The sequence below is a fragment of the Limnohabitans sp. 2KL-3 genome (assembly GCF_001269405.1).
Taxonomy (GTDB): Bacteria; Pseudomonadota; Gammaproteobacteria; order Burkholderiales; family Burkholderiaceae_C; genus Limnohabitans_A.
Genome location: NZ_CXON01000002.1, coordinates 164480 through 178407, shown reverse-complemented (window position 1 = coordinate 178407; position 13928 = coordinate 164480). Strand labels below are relative to the sequence as shown.

Below are 13928 nucleotides of genomic sequence, written 5' to 3'. Positions count from 1 at the left end.
ATCCTGTCACTTTGATCCCTACAGCCCACAGGAGCAGGCCCATGTCAGACGATCCACGGTGCTGCGGCACCGGCACTTGCATCATCAACGCCGAAGGCCTGTGCTGGTGCGGCCAGCGCTGGGATGGCGAGAAGATGTGTTTCATGCCTGAGCCTGCGGCGCAGCCAGACCGCCTTGCCAAGAGCGACACCTCCCCACAGTCACCTCGCGCCGGGCAGGATTGAGCGCATGAGCGGCCTGCACCCATGCCCCGGCCGCCGTGCGCTGTTGACCCATACTTTGTTCTGCACAAGGCCACGGCTGTGAGCCAGGCCACGCCGACGGCTGAACCTTCACCCGCCATGCACTGGCGAGACCCGTTCCGGGTCCGCAGTTTCCGCTTTCAGTGGCCTGCTGACCTGGCCACCTCTTGGGCCTTCGAGATGGAGTCCATCGTGCTGGGCTGGTTCATCCTGGTCGAGTCGGGCTCGGTCATGATGCTGGTGGTGTTTGGTTCCTTGCAGTACCTGGGCTCATTGGTCTCGCCCTTGTTTGGTGTGGTGGGCGATCGGCTGGGTTACCGCCGTATGCTGGTTTTGTCACGGGCGCTCTACGCGGCGCTGGCCGCTACCTTCATGCTGCTGGCCTGGCTGCAAGCGCTCACGCCCATGATCGTGTTGTGCATGGCGGCCTTGGCGGGCCTGGTGCGCCCCTCTGACATGATGATGCGCAACGCCTTGATTGCGCAGACCTTGCCGCCCCGGCATTTGTTGGGCACTTTGGGCATTTCGCGCATCACCTCGGATTCAGCCCGCATTGCGGGTGCCTTGGCCGGTGCCGGTGTCGTTGCTTGGCTGGGCATGACCTGGGCCTATGCCCTGATCACGGCGCTTTACACACTCAGCTTTGTGCTCTCGCGCGGGGTGTCGGATGTGCCGGCTCCAGCCCGTGACACCGTGCGCGTGTCGCCCGTGCGCGACTTGCAACTGGCGTTTGGCTATGTGTGGACGCGCCCGGTGCTGATGGCGGCCATGGCGCTGGCGTTCTTGGTCAACCTGCTGGCTTTTCCCTTTTCTTTGGGTTTGCTGCCCTATGTGGCCAAAAACATTTACCTGACCGACCAGACTGGCCTGGGCTGGCTTGGGGCGAGCTTTGCCTTTGGGGGGCTGGTGGGATCGGTGGTGCTCAGTTCGCACCGTTTTGCGTTTCGCGCCGCGCAAACCATGGTGCTGGCGGGGGCGGTGTGGTTTGCGGTGGATGTGCTGTTCGCCTTCAGCACCCATTTGGGCGTGGGCATGGCCTTGTTGTGGGTGGCGGGCCTGGCGCAAAGCCTGAGCATGACGCCGCTGGCGGCCGTGATGCTGCGCGTGACCGAGCCCGCCTACCGGGGCCGCGTGATGGGCATGCGCATGCTGGCCATTTGGGGCCTGCCTTTGGGTTTGTTGCTGTCGGGCCCCTTGATTGACCGCTGGGGCTATGCCGCCACGGCGGGCGCGTATTCGGCCCTGGGCCTGCTGCTCACGGGTGCCATGGCGGTGTATTGGCGGGCGCACATCTGGGACGCCAAAGCCCCAGCCAACGCGCCGTTGTGAGTGCAGCCTGATGCTGTCACGCTGTGACCAAAGCGACAGCGTTCAAATGGCCTTGAGCGCACAGTGCTGGTGCATCCTGGCCCGGGTAAATAAGCCTGTGTCTGAAAGCTGAAATTGACCATGACGACCTTGACCTCTTCTGCCGCCCCCGTGCTCGAAGCACCCGCCGACCACCCCCGCATGGTGCGCGGCCTGCTCAACATCGCGCACGCGCTGGACCATTTGTTTTTGCTGATTTTTGCGGCGGCGGTCAGCACCATCGCCCTCGACATGGGCATGGCCCAATGGCAAGACCTGATGCCTTATGGTGCGGGTGCGTTTTTCATGTTCGGTCTGGGTTCTTTGCCCGCCGGGCGCTTGGGCGATTTATGGGGCCGCCGCAGCATGATGCTGGTCTTCTTTTTTGGCATTGGCGCGGCCTCCATCCTCACAGCCTTCGCGCAAACGCCTTGGCAGCTGGCCGGGTGCCTGACGCTGATCGGTGTGTTTGCCTCCATTTACCACCCGGTGGGCATTCCCATGCTGCTTGAGCGTTCGGCTAACCCGGGCGCGACCATTGGCTTCAACGGTCTCTCCGGCAATCTGGGCGTGGCCGTGGCCGCCTTGCTCACCGGCTTTTTGATCCAGTGGCAAGGCTGGCGTGCGGCCTTTGTTTTGCCCGGCTTGGTGGCGCTGCTGTGCGGCTGGCTGTTTGCACGCGCCTGCCCGCAAGAGGTCTCGTCGCCCGCCAAGCGCAAGGGCGGGGCCAAGGTGAGTCTGCCCCCGCCCTTGCTGATGCGGGCCATGGTGGTCATGACGGCAGCGGCCGTCACCAGCAGTGTGTTGTTCAACTTCACCACCAACGGCAATGGGCCTTTGATCACCGAGCGTTTCAAGGGGGTCATGGAAGACCCGGCCAGCTTGGGCCTCTTGCTGGCTCTGGTCTACGCCGTGGCCTCAGTCGCCCAGGTGGTGGTGGGGCACCTCATCAACCGTTTTCCGCTCAAGCGTTTTTTCATGTTCATGGTCTTGGCGCAGATTCCCATGCTGGTATTGGCCTCGCAGGCGCAGGGCTGGTGGTTGTTTGCGGCGCTCATTGGGGTGATGGTGTTCATCTTCGGGGCCATTCCGTTCACCGATTTCATGATCGCCCGCTATGTGGACGACCGCTTGCGCTCGCGCGTGTCGGGCATGCGCCTGGGTGTGTCGTTTGCGGTCAGCTCCTTGTCGGTCTGGGCCCTGGGGCCGGTCGTCAAGGCCATGGGCTTTGGCCACTCGCTCTTGCTGTTGGCGGGTTTTTCGGTGGCCACCACGCTCATTTTGACTTTGCTGCCCGGCGCGGCCCACGAGCGAGAACAGGCGGCTTGAAGCCCCCGTTGCAGTTGTACCGGCTTTCTCAGGTCTTTCGGTGCGCGTGCGCGCTCAATCCTGACCTTCGGTCAGGGTGTCCAGCTGGAATTTGCCGCTTTTGTGCCACAGCCACACATCGGTATAGGTGACCTGGCTCATGTGGTAGGGAACAGGGTAGGGTGCGGCGGCTTTGACCATGCGCTCGATTTGTTGCATCACTTGGGGTGCATGGCGGGGTGCACGCATCCAGTGGATGGACTTGACTGAACCGTGCCGATCGATGTCCACGTTGAGGACGCCAACGGCCTCCAGCATCGGGGGCAGGCGACCTTTGTAGATGTGTTGGCTGTGTTGAGCGTAAAGGTGTGAAGCGGCTTCTCTTCGGTAGTCTTTGGCATTGCGAGCTGCTGATCGGACGGGCTTCGCAGGCGGCGGCTCCACCACACTGGGCTGGACAACGATGGGTTTGTCCGGCGGAGCTTGAACACTGGGGCGGGCTTCTGGTTGGGGGGCGGGTTTGATGGCGGGGCTTGAGCCGCAACCACTCAAGCAACTCAGGGCGGCGGCACCCAGAGACAGCAAGGCCAGAGTCAAGGGGCTTCGGTCTGCACTCTGGTGTCGTTGCATGTGTTTCATCGTTGAATCCTTCTCCTTGGCATACTCGGGGTTTGGCCGGGATTGTGGCATTGACAGCCAGGCTTGGCGAGTGCCTTTTTTGATGTGGGAATACTTGTGAACTGGACCTTGGTAGCGTTGGATCGATTGGCCCGTGAAGCGGCTGTGTGGGTGCTTGTGCAAGCCACCCAAGGCTCGGTGCCCCGAGGTCCTGGTACCCACATGTTGGTGTTTGAACAAGGTGAAGCAGGCACGATCGGGGGGGGGCATTTGGAGTTTCAGGCTTTGGCGCATGCACGGCGCTTGATGGTCGGGCTGACTGAACAAACGACCCTGCGCCAAGTGCTGGGCCCCAGTTTGGGGCAGTGTTGCGGCGGGGTGGTGAACTTGGCTTTTGAACGGGTGGGTGGTGCCGATGTGGCACGTTTGCGCACCTTGTTGATGCCCCCGCGCACCCCGCTGGCGCTGTTTGGCGGGGGGCATGTGGGCAAGGCTTTGGTGCACGCATTGGCCCCTTTGCCCTTTGCTGTGCGTTGGGTGGACAGCCGCGACGAAATTTTTCCGACCGATGTGCCCGATGGCGTGGACTGTGAACACTCCAATCCGGTGCAGGCCGCCGTGTCCGATCTGGCCCCGGGCAGCCGGGTCTTGATCATGAGCTTCAGCCATGCCGAGGACCTGGACATTGTGGTGGCGTGCCTCAAACGTCAGCGAGCCCGGAACGACTTGCCTTTTGTGGGCCTGATTGGCAGTGCCACCAAATGGGCCACCTTTCGCCACCGGTTAGAAGACCGGGGCTTTAGCGCCGAAGAAATCGCCCACATCACCTGTCCGATTGGGGTGCCGGGCATCACGGGCAAAGAGCCTGAAGTCATTGCTGTGGCCGTGGCGGCACAACTCTTGCAAACACTTTGACGGGGTGCTGCTGGTTTTCCCTAGGCACAAGTGCAGAAGGAAGACTGGAAACCCAAGCTTAAACTGTATACACTTCGGTGCACTGGTCGCAGCGGCGCAGGAATCCTCGGGTTCATGTTCGCGACCGAATACCCGCTCACAGGGCCCGCGGTGGTGAGCCGGTTGGAGAATCCTTCATGGAATCGTATTTTCTGGAATGGGCCAATTTGTTGCTGCGATGGGTGCATGTCATCACCGCGATCGCCTGGATTGGTTCTTCGTTTTACTTTGTCTTTTTGGACAACAACCTGCAAAAGCCCAACTCGCCCGACTTGCTCGAAAAAGGCGTGGGCGGTGCCATGTGGGCCGTGCATGGTGGCGGTTTTTACAACCCGCAAAAATACATGGTGGCCCCCAAGATCATCCACACCAAGCTCCATTGGTTTTATTGGGAAAGTTACTCCACTTGGCTGAGCGGCTTTGCGCTTTTCACGGTGCTGTACCTGTACAACGCAGGCACTTTTTTGATCGACAAATCGCTGATGGACTGGTCACCCGTGATGGCTGGCTCGGCCGCTGTGGGGCTGTTGGTGGCGTTCTGGTTGGTCTATGACACCATTTGCCGCGTGTTCGGTTTTCGCAAAAATGGCGAGTTGATCGTTGCGGGTTCGATGATCGTGGTGGTGGCATTTTGCGCATGGCTGGCCAATGAGCTGTTTGCTGGCCGCGCTGCCTTTTTGCTGGTGGGTGCCATGATCGCGACCGCCATGAGCGCCAACGTGTTTTTCTGGATCATTCCTGGACAGCGCAAAGTGGTGGCGGCCATGACGTCTGGTGAAACCTATGACGCCAATGCACTGGCCATTCACGGCAAGCGCGGCAAGCAACGCAGTGTGCACAACACCTATTTCACGCTGCCGGTCATCTTTGCCATGCTCAGCAACCACTACAGCTTTTTGTACACGCATGAACACCGTTGGGTGTTGCTGTTTGTGATGATGCTGGCCGGTGCCTTGATTCGTCAGTTCTTTGTGCAGCGCCACGCCTTCCATTTGGGGCGTGCCGCCAACCCTTGGCCTTTTGCTGCAGTAGGGGTGCTGATGATTTTGGGCGTGATCGTGGCCTTAAAGCCCGCTGCGCCCGTGGCTTCAGCCGCACCCGCTGCGCCTGTGGCTTTTGCCCAGGTCAAAGCCGTGTTGGAGCAGCGCTGCACCATGTGCCATGGCGAGCAAATGCAAATGAAAAACGTGCGCCTGGACAACCCCGCCTTGGTCAAGCAACATGCGCAAAACGTCTACCAACAAGTGGTGGTGACCAAGCAAATGCCCATGAACAACAGCACGGGCATCACCGACGAAGAGCGCGCTTTGATCGGTCGCTGGTTTCAAGCAGGGGCCAAGGTCGATTGATCCAGGCAAGGCCTCTGGGCTGTGCGTTCCACGCACGCTCCAGCTGGCCACCTCAAGGATGCTTGAGGCCAGCAGCAGGCAGGACGTTCGGTTTGGCCGAGGCATGAACGCCTTCTCCAGTCACCCCGCACGCTGTGCTGGGGGAGGCTCAGAGCCCAAATCAAGCCTTCAGATTTGCCAACCCATGCTGCGGTGCATGCGCCAAGACAAGCCTGCGCCCAACCAGATGGCGATCAGGGTCAACCAGGCGGTGAGTGAGAAGATCGAACCCCCAGACATGCCCGCACCCACGGTGCAGCCACCCGCTAACACCGCGCCAAAACCCATGAGCACCGCACCCGTCAGGTAGTGGCCGAGCTTGTTTTCGGTCTTGAAGCCCTCGAACTTGAAGTCTCCGCCCACCAAGGCACCCAGCAAAGAGCCCACAAAAGTGGCGGGCAACAAGCCTGCATCGAAGCCCCAGTTGGGCGATGTGCTGCTTGAGAGCGCCCGCATCAGCATCTCGGCCGAAGCACCGCTGAAGCTTAATCCCTGAATTTGTACCGCCTCAAACGACTGGGAGGCTATGGCTTGCGTCAGGCCCCAACCCAAAGCAATGCTCAAACCGGCCACCATTGACCCGAGTGCCAAACCCCAGCGGTTTTGGTGAGTTTTGAAGAAAAAATACAAACCGAGCGCCATGGCCAGTATGGCCAACACCATGCCTCCATGAGGCCCCAAGCCCGAGGTATGCAACAAATCTCGCGAAGGCCCACCGTCAATGGGCCACCAACTGGCCAAAGTTTGACGGGCCGGTGCCAGCCAACCGGCAATGCTGGCTTGCACCGTGACGGCAAACACCAAGCCCGACAACAGGGCACGCAAATTACCGTTGGCCGACAAAATCAGCAAACGGCTGGCACAACCCCGCGTCAAGATCATGCCCGCGCCAAACAACAAGCCGCCCAGCACCGCGCCAGAAATGCTGCCTGCTGGACCGATGTAGCGCGAATCTGCAGGCTTGAGCCAGCCCATCAGCACCAGCGCCTGGGAACCCACCAAGCAAGCACCAAAGGCCAACCACCACACACTGAAGCGGTCGCCGGTTCGGCCTTCGCAGCACTCGACCACAGCGGCACGGGCGCAAAACCGGGTGCGTTGGGCCGCGAAGCCAAAAATAAAGCCCACCAAAGCACCCGCCATGGCCAAAACATTTGAATCGCCCCAGGTTTCGAGCAAGCTTGCGAGATTCACGATCGGCTCCAATAATTCACTGATTTCTTATATAAAAGGGCATTGCGTGTACAGTTGGATTCAACGCAACGCAAAACCCGCTATTGTCCACGGTTCGCAATTCATGGCCTCTTCTGTAAGCACATTTCCCTTGTTGGCCCAACGCCGCCGCGACTGGCTTGTGTGGACTGGTGCATCCTTGTTAACGCTGCCAGCGATGGCGCAAGTGTCGGCTGCCAAAGGGGGTGCCGCCACCTTGCCCGCTGCCCAATCATTGCCCGATGAACTGGCCAAAGCCCTCAAAAACAAGCAGCCTTTGATCGTCATGGTCAGCTTGGACGGCTGCGTGTTTTGTCGCCAAGCCCGGCAAAGCCACCTCTCGCCCATGCAGCGTGCAGGCACTGCCATCGTGCAGGTAGACATGCGCAACAACCAGCCCGTGCTGGACTTTGCGGGCAAGCTCACCACCCACGACCAACTCACACGTCAGTGGAAAGTTTCCATCACACCCACGTTGCTGTTTTTTGGGCCTGGCGGCAAAGAAGTGGCTGAGCGCATGGAGGGGGCTTATCTGCCCGATTTTTACGGTCCATATCTGGAAGAGCGGATCGCGCAAGGGCGTAAGGGCCTGTAAAGTCAGCCCTTACCTCTGTTGAGGGCGCGGCAGACGTGCTAAATTCAAAACATGATCCCCATCAAGATTGACTCAGCCTGGAAAGGCACCTCGGACTGCCGCAACTGCGGCATCCGGGACATGGTGCTGTTTGCTGACCTGAATGAACAGGACTTTGGCGAAATCCACACCCCTATCGATGACATGGTGTTTGCGCCCGATTCGGCGCTGTACACCGAAGGTCAAACCGCCGTGGGCGTGTTCACGCTGCGCAAAGGCATGGTCAAGTTGGTGCGGGCCACCGCCGACGGCCGCGAACGGATCGTGCGTGTGCTGCGCCCCGGCGACGTGATTGGCCTTGAAGCCTTGGCCACCGCCCGCTACGACAGCGAGGCCATCGCCTTGGTCGAAGCCCAGGTTTGCCGCATACCCTTGTCGGTGCTGCACCACCTGTCAGCCAACTCGCCCCGCCTGCACAAACGCCTGATGCAAAAGTGGCAACAAGCCTTGAAAGACGCCGACGACTGGCTGGCCGACCTGAACTTTGGATCGGCCCGCCAGCGTGTGGCCGCCCTGGCCCTGAAAATGCGCGACCCCGACCAACCCGGCATCACCTCGTTTTTTGCTCGCGATGACATGGGTGCCATGCTCGACATCAAACTCGAAACCGTCAGCCGCGAAATCAGCAGCTTGGTGCGCGATGGTGCCTTAAAGCCCTGCGACAAACAGGGCCGGCGCTATGAAATCACGAATCAGGTGCTGTTGCAGCGCCAGTGATTGAAGGCAAGGCAGCTGCTTAAAACTCGTCTTTCACGCTGGTCAGGCCCAGGGCGTCCCAGTCCAGCATGCCGCCGCGGTAGTAATAAATCTTGTTGGCCGGGAAGCCAACGCGTGTCATGGCTTTGATGGCCATGGGGCTTTGGGGGCAGACGGGGCCGTTGCAAAAGGCGTAGACCTTTTTGGCCGATGCGCAATCCCACTGGCTGCCATTTTTCTTGCAACCCAATTCGTTCATGCGGGCTGCCACTTCGGTGTAGGGGATGCCGACCGAGCCGGGAATGGTGCCTTTGACACGGTCGTTGGTGTCGCGCATGTCCAGCACGATGGCGTTGCGGTCGCTCAAGGCTTCAAGGATTTCAATCTCGCCCACGGGGTGCACGCCGGGCACGGGCACCAAAGGCTGCAAGTTGCCGCCGTTTTTGGCACAAGCGGTCATGGTGCGGGTGATGGTGACAGGCCCTTTGGCGGTCTGGACCACGACCGATTTTTGGGTGTCGATGATGTTCAAAGGCGTGCCCACGGCGATGCTGGCGGCTTGGCCAAAGGCCAGTCCAGAGAGGCTCATGCCCAAAATCCAGGCGGCGATGTTTTTCATGTGTTGTTCCGTTCGATCGACAAAAAAAGGGCCTGTAGCCCGGCGACAACGGGATTCTAAAAACGTGTGCCACAAAACGATTGATGCAAATCAATTCGTGTCCGTGCATGACCTGCAGGGTTCAGGTTTCAAGCTTTGGGCCAGTGCATGCCAAAGCGCTGCGCCAGGTGGCTTTCGGCTTCTTCGAGCATGAAGTAGCGAAATGCCTCGGCCGCAGGCGAGAGCATTTTGGATTGGGTGTGCACCACGTTCCATGAGCGCACCACGGGCGCGCCTTCCACATCGAGCATGCAGATCAGCTTGTGCTCCAGCTCCAGGCCAATGGTGTGCAGCGACAAAAAACCCAGGCCCAGCCCTGCCATCACGGCCTGCTTGATGATCTCGTTGCTGTTCAACTGGATCTTCATGCGCGGCTCGACGTGTGTGTCTTCAAAGAACTTTTCCATGGCGGCGCGGGTGCCCGCGCCTTTTTCGCGCACGATGAAGTCATAGGGCCGCAGGTCTTCCACACGCAAATGGTCGCGCTGGGCCAGTGGGTGGTCCACGGCTGAGACAAACACATGCGGGTGCGCCGCAAACGGCTCGGCCCGGGTTTGCAGCTCTTTGGGGGGGCGGCCCATCACGGCGATGTCGACCTCGCTGTTTTGCAGCATGCTGACGAGTTGGTCGCGGTTGCCGATCGAGATCTGGATGTCCACACCCGGGTGCAGGATGCGAAACTCGGCCAGCAAGCGCATCAGGAAATACTTGGCTGTGCTGACAAAGCCAATCGTCAGCACCCCGGTTTCGGCCCGCTGCAAACGGGCCGCGGCGTCTTCGGCGTCTTTCACGGTGGCCAGAATTTTGCGGGCATAAACCAGCATGTACTCGCCCGTGGTGGTCAGGCTCACCTGCTTGCCGCGCCGGTCAAACAGGGGCATGCCCACATGGCCTTCGAGTTCCTTGATCTGCATGGTCACGGCGGGTGGGGTCAGGTGCAGGTTTTCGGCGGCACGCACAAAGCTCAGGTGACGGGCCACCTCGTTGAACACGCGAAGTTGGCGGAAGGTGGCGTTTTTCATCGGGCAGGTCCTGGATCAAGCGGGGCAGGGCAAGTGCAAATTATGGACGGTGCTCAAACAACCAGGCCTTGAAGGCCAGGGCCGCTGGCGACTGGCGCTTGCCCCGGGGGTAGACCAAGTGCCAGCGCCGGATGAGGGGAAAGCCCACGACGTCGAGCTGAACCAGCTCGCCCAAGGCCAATTCGGCGTCGAGTGTGGAGGCCGACAACACGGCCAGCCCCAAACCCCCGGAGACGGTTTTTTTGATCGCCTCGTTGCTGCCCAGCTCCAGCCGGTTGATGGGCGTCACGCCGTGTTCATTGAAAAACCGCTCCATGGTCAAGCGCGTGCCCGAACCTGGCTCGCGCATGATGAAGGGCTCGTGGCGCAGCCGCTCGGGGCGGACACGGCGTTTGCCCGCCAGCGGGTGGGTGGGTGGTGCCACCATGACCAAGGGGTTGTCGGCAAAGGCTTCACAAAACACGTCCATGTGCTCAGGTGGTTGGCCCATGATGTAGAGGTCGTCCTGGTTTTGCGACAGGCGCTGCAGCAGGTTTTCGCGGTTGCCCACCACCATGGCCACGTCGATGCCAGGATGCGCTGCGCAAAAACCGCCCAGCAGTTTGGGCACGGTGTACTTCACGGTGGTGAGGATGGCAATTTTCAGGCTGCCGCGCTCCACGCCTTGCAGCGCGGCCAGGTCGTCGCTGAGCAGGTCCATGCGCCGGGCGATGTCCTGACAGGCCTCGGCCAGGATCTTGCCTGCGGCCGTCAGAAAAATCTTTTTGCCCAATTGCTCAAACAAGGGTTGCCCCACGGTTTCAGCCAGTTGCTTGACCTGCAGCGACAAGGTCGGGGGCGAGAGGTGCAAAGCCTCGGCCGCCCGGGCAAAGCTGTTGTGTTCGGCCACGGCCTGAAAAATCCGCAGCTGGTGCAAGGTGGCGTGCCTCAGGTTCATTGTTTTATTAAAGTAAATGATGATGGTCTAAACATTTTACTTTTACTTATTGTCAATCTGTCTAAAAATTCGCATCAGTTCAGAGCACCACGGTCCCACTTGCCCTCCGCAAAGCCTCGGTCACTTTGGGCCCATCCGCCAGACATTCAACTTTCAACAGGAGCACAACGCATGGCCACCAAAACCTACAACGCCGGTGTCAAGGAATACCGCAGCACTTACTGGGAACCCCATTACACGCCCAAGGACACCGACATCCTGGCCTGTTTCAAGATCACGCCCCAAGCCGGTGTGGACCGCGAGGAACTGGCCGCTGCAGTGGCGGCTGAATCGTCGACCGGCACCTGGACCACGGTATGGACCGACTTGCTCACCGACCTGGACTACTACAAAGGCCGTGCCTACGCCATCGAAGACGTGCCTGGTGACGACACCTGTTTTTACGCCTTTGTGGCCTACCCCATCGACCTGTTCGAAGAGGGCTCGGTCGTCAATGTGTTGACCTCCTTGGTCGGTAACGTGTTCGGCTTCAAGGCTTTGCGTGCACTGCGTCTGGAAGACATCCGCTTCCCCATCGCCTACGTCAAGACCTGTGGCGGCCCACCCCACGGCATCCAGGTCGAGCGCGACATCATGAACAAATACGGTCGCCCCCTCTTGGGTTGCACCATCAAGCCCAAGCTGGGTCTGTCCGGCAAGAACTACGGCCGCGCCGTGTACGAATGCCTGCGCGGTGGTTTGGACTTCACCAAAGACGACGAGAACGTCAACTCACAGCCCTTCATGCGGTGGCGTCAGCGCTTTGACTTCGTGCAAGAGGCCATTGAAAAAGCCGAGCGCGAAACCGGTGAGCGCAAAGGCCACTACCTCAACGTGACCGCGCCCACCCCGGAAGAGATGTACAAGCGCGCCGAGTACGCCAAAGAAATCGGCTCGCCGATCATCATGCACGACTATCTCACCGGGGGTTTGACCGCCAACACCGGCTTGGCCAACTGGTGCCGCGACAATGGCATGCTGCTGCACATCCACCGCGCCATGCACGCCGTGCTCGACCGCAACCCGCACCACGGCATCCACTTCCGCGTGCTGACCAAAGTGCTGCGCTTGTCGGGTGGTGACCACCTGCACTCCGGCACCGTGGTGGGCAAGCTCGAAGGCGACCGCGCCTCCACCTTGGGCTGGATCGACATCATGCGCGACGACTTCATCAAGGAAGACCGCAGCCGCGGCATCTTTTTTGACCAAGACTTCGGCTCCATGCCCGGCGTCTTGCCCGTGGCCTCTGGCGGTATCCACGTCTGGCACATGCCCGCACTGGTCAACATCTTTGGTGACGACTCGGTCTTGCAGTTCGGCGGTGGCACTTTGGGTCACCCATGGGGCAACGCTGCCGGTGCTGCCGCCAACCGCGTGGCCTTGGAAGCTTGCGTCAAAGCACGCAACGAAGGCGTGGCCGTCGAAAAAGAAGGCAAGGCTGTGCTCAGCGATGCCGCCAAGCATTCGCCCGAACTGAAGATCGCCATGGAAACCTGGAAAGAGATCAAGTTCGAATTCGACACCGTCGACAAGCTCGACATCGCCCACAAGTAATCCCCGAAACACAGTCAAGGACACACACCATGAGCATGCAAGACTACAACTCCCGCTTGTCCGATCCGGCCAGCCGCAAGTTCGAGACCTTCTCTTACCTGCCCGCGATGACCAAGGAAGAGATTCGCAAACAGGTGGAATACTTGGTCAAAAAAGGCCTGAACCCCGCCATCGAACACACCGAACCCCAGTACCTGATGGACTCTTACTGGTACATGTGGAAGCTGCCCATGTTCGGTGAAACCGACGTGGACAAGGTGCTGGCCGAATGCGAAGCCTGCCGCCAAGCCAACCCGGACAACCACATCCGTTTGATCGGCTACAACAACTTCACGCAGTCGCAAGGCGCGTCGATGGTGATCTTCCGCGGAAAAACCGTGTAAGTCCCCCCCCTTTGGAGCCTGCACCGACATCCGTGGTGCAGGGTTCAATGTCAAGGTGCCGCTGAAACAAGCGCGCCTTGCCATTGAATGGCATCGGGCACTGTCAGCCCTGACCTGTGGAGATCAACATGAGCGAAGCATTGGACGCCTACCGCGTCGCCCAAGAACCTTATTACCGCCCTGTGGCCGACGAGGTCGAGCTGTTCGAAGCCGCCTATTCGGTGCGCATGCCCATGATGCTCAAAGGCCCCACCGGCTGCGGCAAAACCCGCTTTGTCGAGCACATGGCCTGGAAGCTGAACAAGCCGCTGATCACCGTGGCTTGCAACGAGGACATGACCGCCAGCGACCTGGTGGGCCGCTTCTTGTTGGACGCCAACGGCACCCGCTGGCAAGACGGTCCTTTGGCCGTGGCCGCCCGCCATGGTGCGATTTGTTACCTCGATGAGGTCGTCGAGGCGCGTCAAGACACCACCGTGGTCATCCACCCCTTGACCGACAACCGCCGTGTTTTGCCTTTGGAAAAGAAGGGCGAGCTGGTGCAAGCCCACCCCGATTTTCAGATTGTCATCTCGTACAACCCCGGCTACCAAAGCCTGATGAAAGACCTCAAGCAGTCGACCAAACAACGTTTTGGCGCGCTGGACTTCAACTACCCCGAACACGACATCGAAACCGAAATCGTCGCGCACGAAACCTGTGTCAGCGCCGACGTCGCGGCCAAGCTGGTGGGCATTGCCGAGCGGGCGCGCAACCTCAAAGGCCATGGTTTGGACGAAGGCATTTCCACCCGCATGTTGATCTACGCGGGCAGCCTGATCGCCCAAGGCGTGGCCGCACAAGCCGCTTGCCGTGTGGCCTTGGTGCGCCCGATCACGGACGACCCCGACATGCGCGACGCCTTGGACGCCGCGGTCGCCACTTTCTTCTGACGCA

At 60.2% G+C, this 13928-nt stretch carries 15 protein-coding genes; 10 read left to right on the top strand and 5 right to left on the bottom strand.

The genetic code is table 11. The features are described from left to right. Positions 1–41 precede the first annotated feature (41 nt). The 3 genes from AMM41_RS03190 to AMM41_RS03180 all read left to right on the top strand — a co-directional run bounded on the left by AMM41_RS03190 (position 42) and on the right by AMM41_RS03180 (position 2918). Complete coding sequence (locus AMM41_RS03190) at positions 42–224, top strand: hypothetical protein (RefSeq protein WP_089952958.1); 183 nt, start codon at positions 42–44, stop codon at positions 222–224. A 117-nt stretch (positions 225–341) separates the two neighbouring features. Then, complete coding sequence (locus AMM41_RS03185) at positions 342–1571, top strand: MFS transporter (protein ID WP_089953612.1); 1230 nt, start codon at positions 342–344, stop codon at positions 1569–1571. 120 nt (positions 1572–1691) lie between these two features. Next, positions 1692–2918, top strand: coding sequence for an MFS transporter (locus AMM41_RS03180; RefSeq protein WP_228769073.1), 1227 nt, complete (start codon positions 1692–1694; stop codon positions 2916–2918). 54 nt (positions 2919–2972) lie between these two features. On the opposite strand, the gene AMM41_RS03175 is transcribed toward AMM41_RS03180, so the two are convergent. Then, a complete protein-coding gene (locus AMM41_RS03175) occupies positions 2973–3536 on the bottom strand; it encodes a hypothetical protein (protein ID WP_368664957.1) in 564 nt (187 codons plus the stop codon). A 96-nt stretch (positions 3537–3632) separates the two neighbouring features. On the opposite strand from AMM41_RS03175, the gene xdhC reads away from it, so the two are divergent. Then, positions 3633–4430: a xanthine dehydrogenase accessory protein XdhC gene (gene xdhC, locus AMM41_RS03170; RefSeq protein ID WP_089952956.1), complete on the top strand. Its 798-nt coding sequence runs from the start codon at positions 3633–3635 to the stop codon at positions 4428–4430. Positions 4431–4606: 176 nt separating this feature from the next. Then, positions 4607–5818, top strand: a complete 1212-nt coding sequence (locus AMM41_RS03165) for a urate hydroxylase PuuD (RefSeq protein WP_089952954.1) — start codon at positions 4607–4609, stop codon at positions 5816–5818. 168 nt (positions 5819–5986) lie between these two features. Here AMM41_RS03165 and AMM41_RS03160 read toward each other — a convergent pair whose 3' ends face one another. After that, entirely contained in the window at positions 5987–7051 is a 1065-nt protein-coding gene (locus AMM41_RS03160) for a YeeE/YedE family protein (RefSeq protein ID WP_228769072.1), read from the bottom strand. 103 nt (positions 7052–7154) lie between these two features. On the opposite strand from AMM41_RS03160, the gene AMM41_RS03155 reads away from it, so the two are divergent. After that, complete coding sequence (locus tag AMM41_RS03155) at positions 7155–7664, top strand: thioredoxin fold domain-containing protein (RefSeq protein ID WP_228769071.1); 510 nt, start codon at positions 7155–7157, stop codon at positions 7662–7664. 51 nt (positions 7665–7715) lie between these two features. Next, entirely contained in the window at positions 7716–8420 is a 705-nt protein-coding gene (locus tag AMM41_RS03150; protein WP_089952952.1) for a Crp/Fnr family transcriptional regulator, read from the top strand. A gap of 19 nt (positions 8421–8439) precedes the next feature. Here the strand turns inward: AMM41_RS03150 and AMM41_RS03145 are convergent, their stop codons facing one another. The 3 genes from AMM41_RS03145 to AMM41_RS03135 all read right to left on the bottom strand — a co-directional run bounded on the left by AMM41_RS03145 (position 8440) and on the right by AMM41_RS03135 (position 11016). Next, positions 8440–9018, bottom strand: a complete 579-nt coding sequence (locus tag AMM41_RS03145) for a rhodanese-like domain-containing protein (RefSeq protein WP_089952950.1) — start codon at positions 9016–9018, stop codon at positions 8440–8442. Between the two features lie 128 nt (positions 9019–9146). Continuing rightward, positions 9147–10079 (bottom strand): LysR family transcriptional regulator, encoded by a 933-nt coding sequence (locus AMM41_RS03140; RefSeq protein WP_089952948.1) that lies wholly within the window; start codon positions 10077–10079, stop codon positions 9147–9149. A gap of 40 nt (positions 10080–10119) precedes the next feature. Continuing rightward, positions 10120–11016 carry a LysR family transcriptional regulator gene (locus AMM41_RS03135; protein ID WP_089952946.1) on the bottom strand — a complete coding sequence of 299 codons (897 nt, stop codon included), beginning with the start codon at positions 11014–11016 and terminating at the stop codon, positions 10120–10122. Between the two features lie 171 nt (positions 11017–11187). Between AMM41_RS03135 and AMM41_RS03130 the strand changes: the two genes are divergently transcribed. The 3 genes from AMM41_RS03130 to AMM41_RS03120 all read left to right on the top strand — a co-directional run bounded on the left by AMM41_RS03130 (position 11188) and on the right by AMM41_RS03120 (position 13924). Then, positions 11188–12609, top strand: a complete 1422-nt coding sequence (locus AMM41_RS03130) for a form I ribulose bisphosphate carboxylase large subunit (protein WP_089952944.1) — start codon at positions 11188–11190, stop codon at positions 12607–12609. A gap of 29 nt (positions 12610–12638) precedes the next feature. Next, entirely contained in the window at positions 12639–12992 is a 354-nt protein-coding gene (locus AMM41_RS03125) for a ribulose bisphosphate carboxylase small subunit (protein WP_062402883.1), read from the top strand. A gap of 128 nt (positions 12993–13120) precedes the next feature. Further along, positions 13121–13924, top strand: a complete 804-nt coding sequence (locus tag AMM41_RS03120; RefSeq protein ID WP_089953596.1) for a CbbQ/NirQ/NorQ/GpvN family protein — start codon at positions 13121–13123, stop codon at positions 13922–13924. Positions 13925–13928 lie beyond the last annotated feature (4 nt).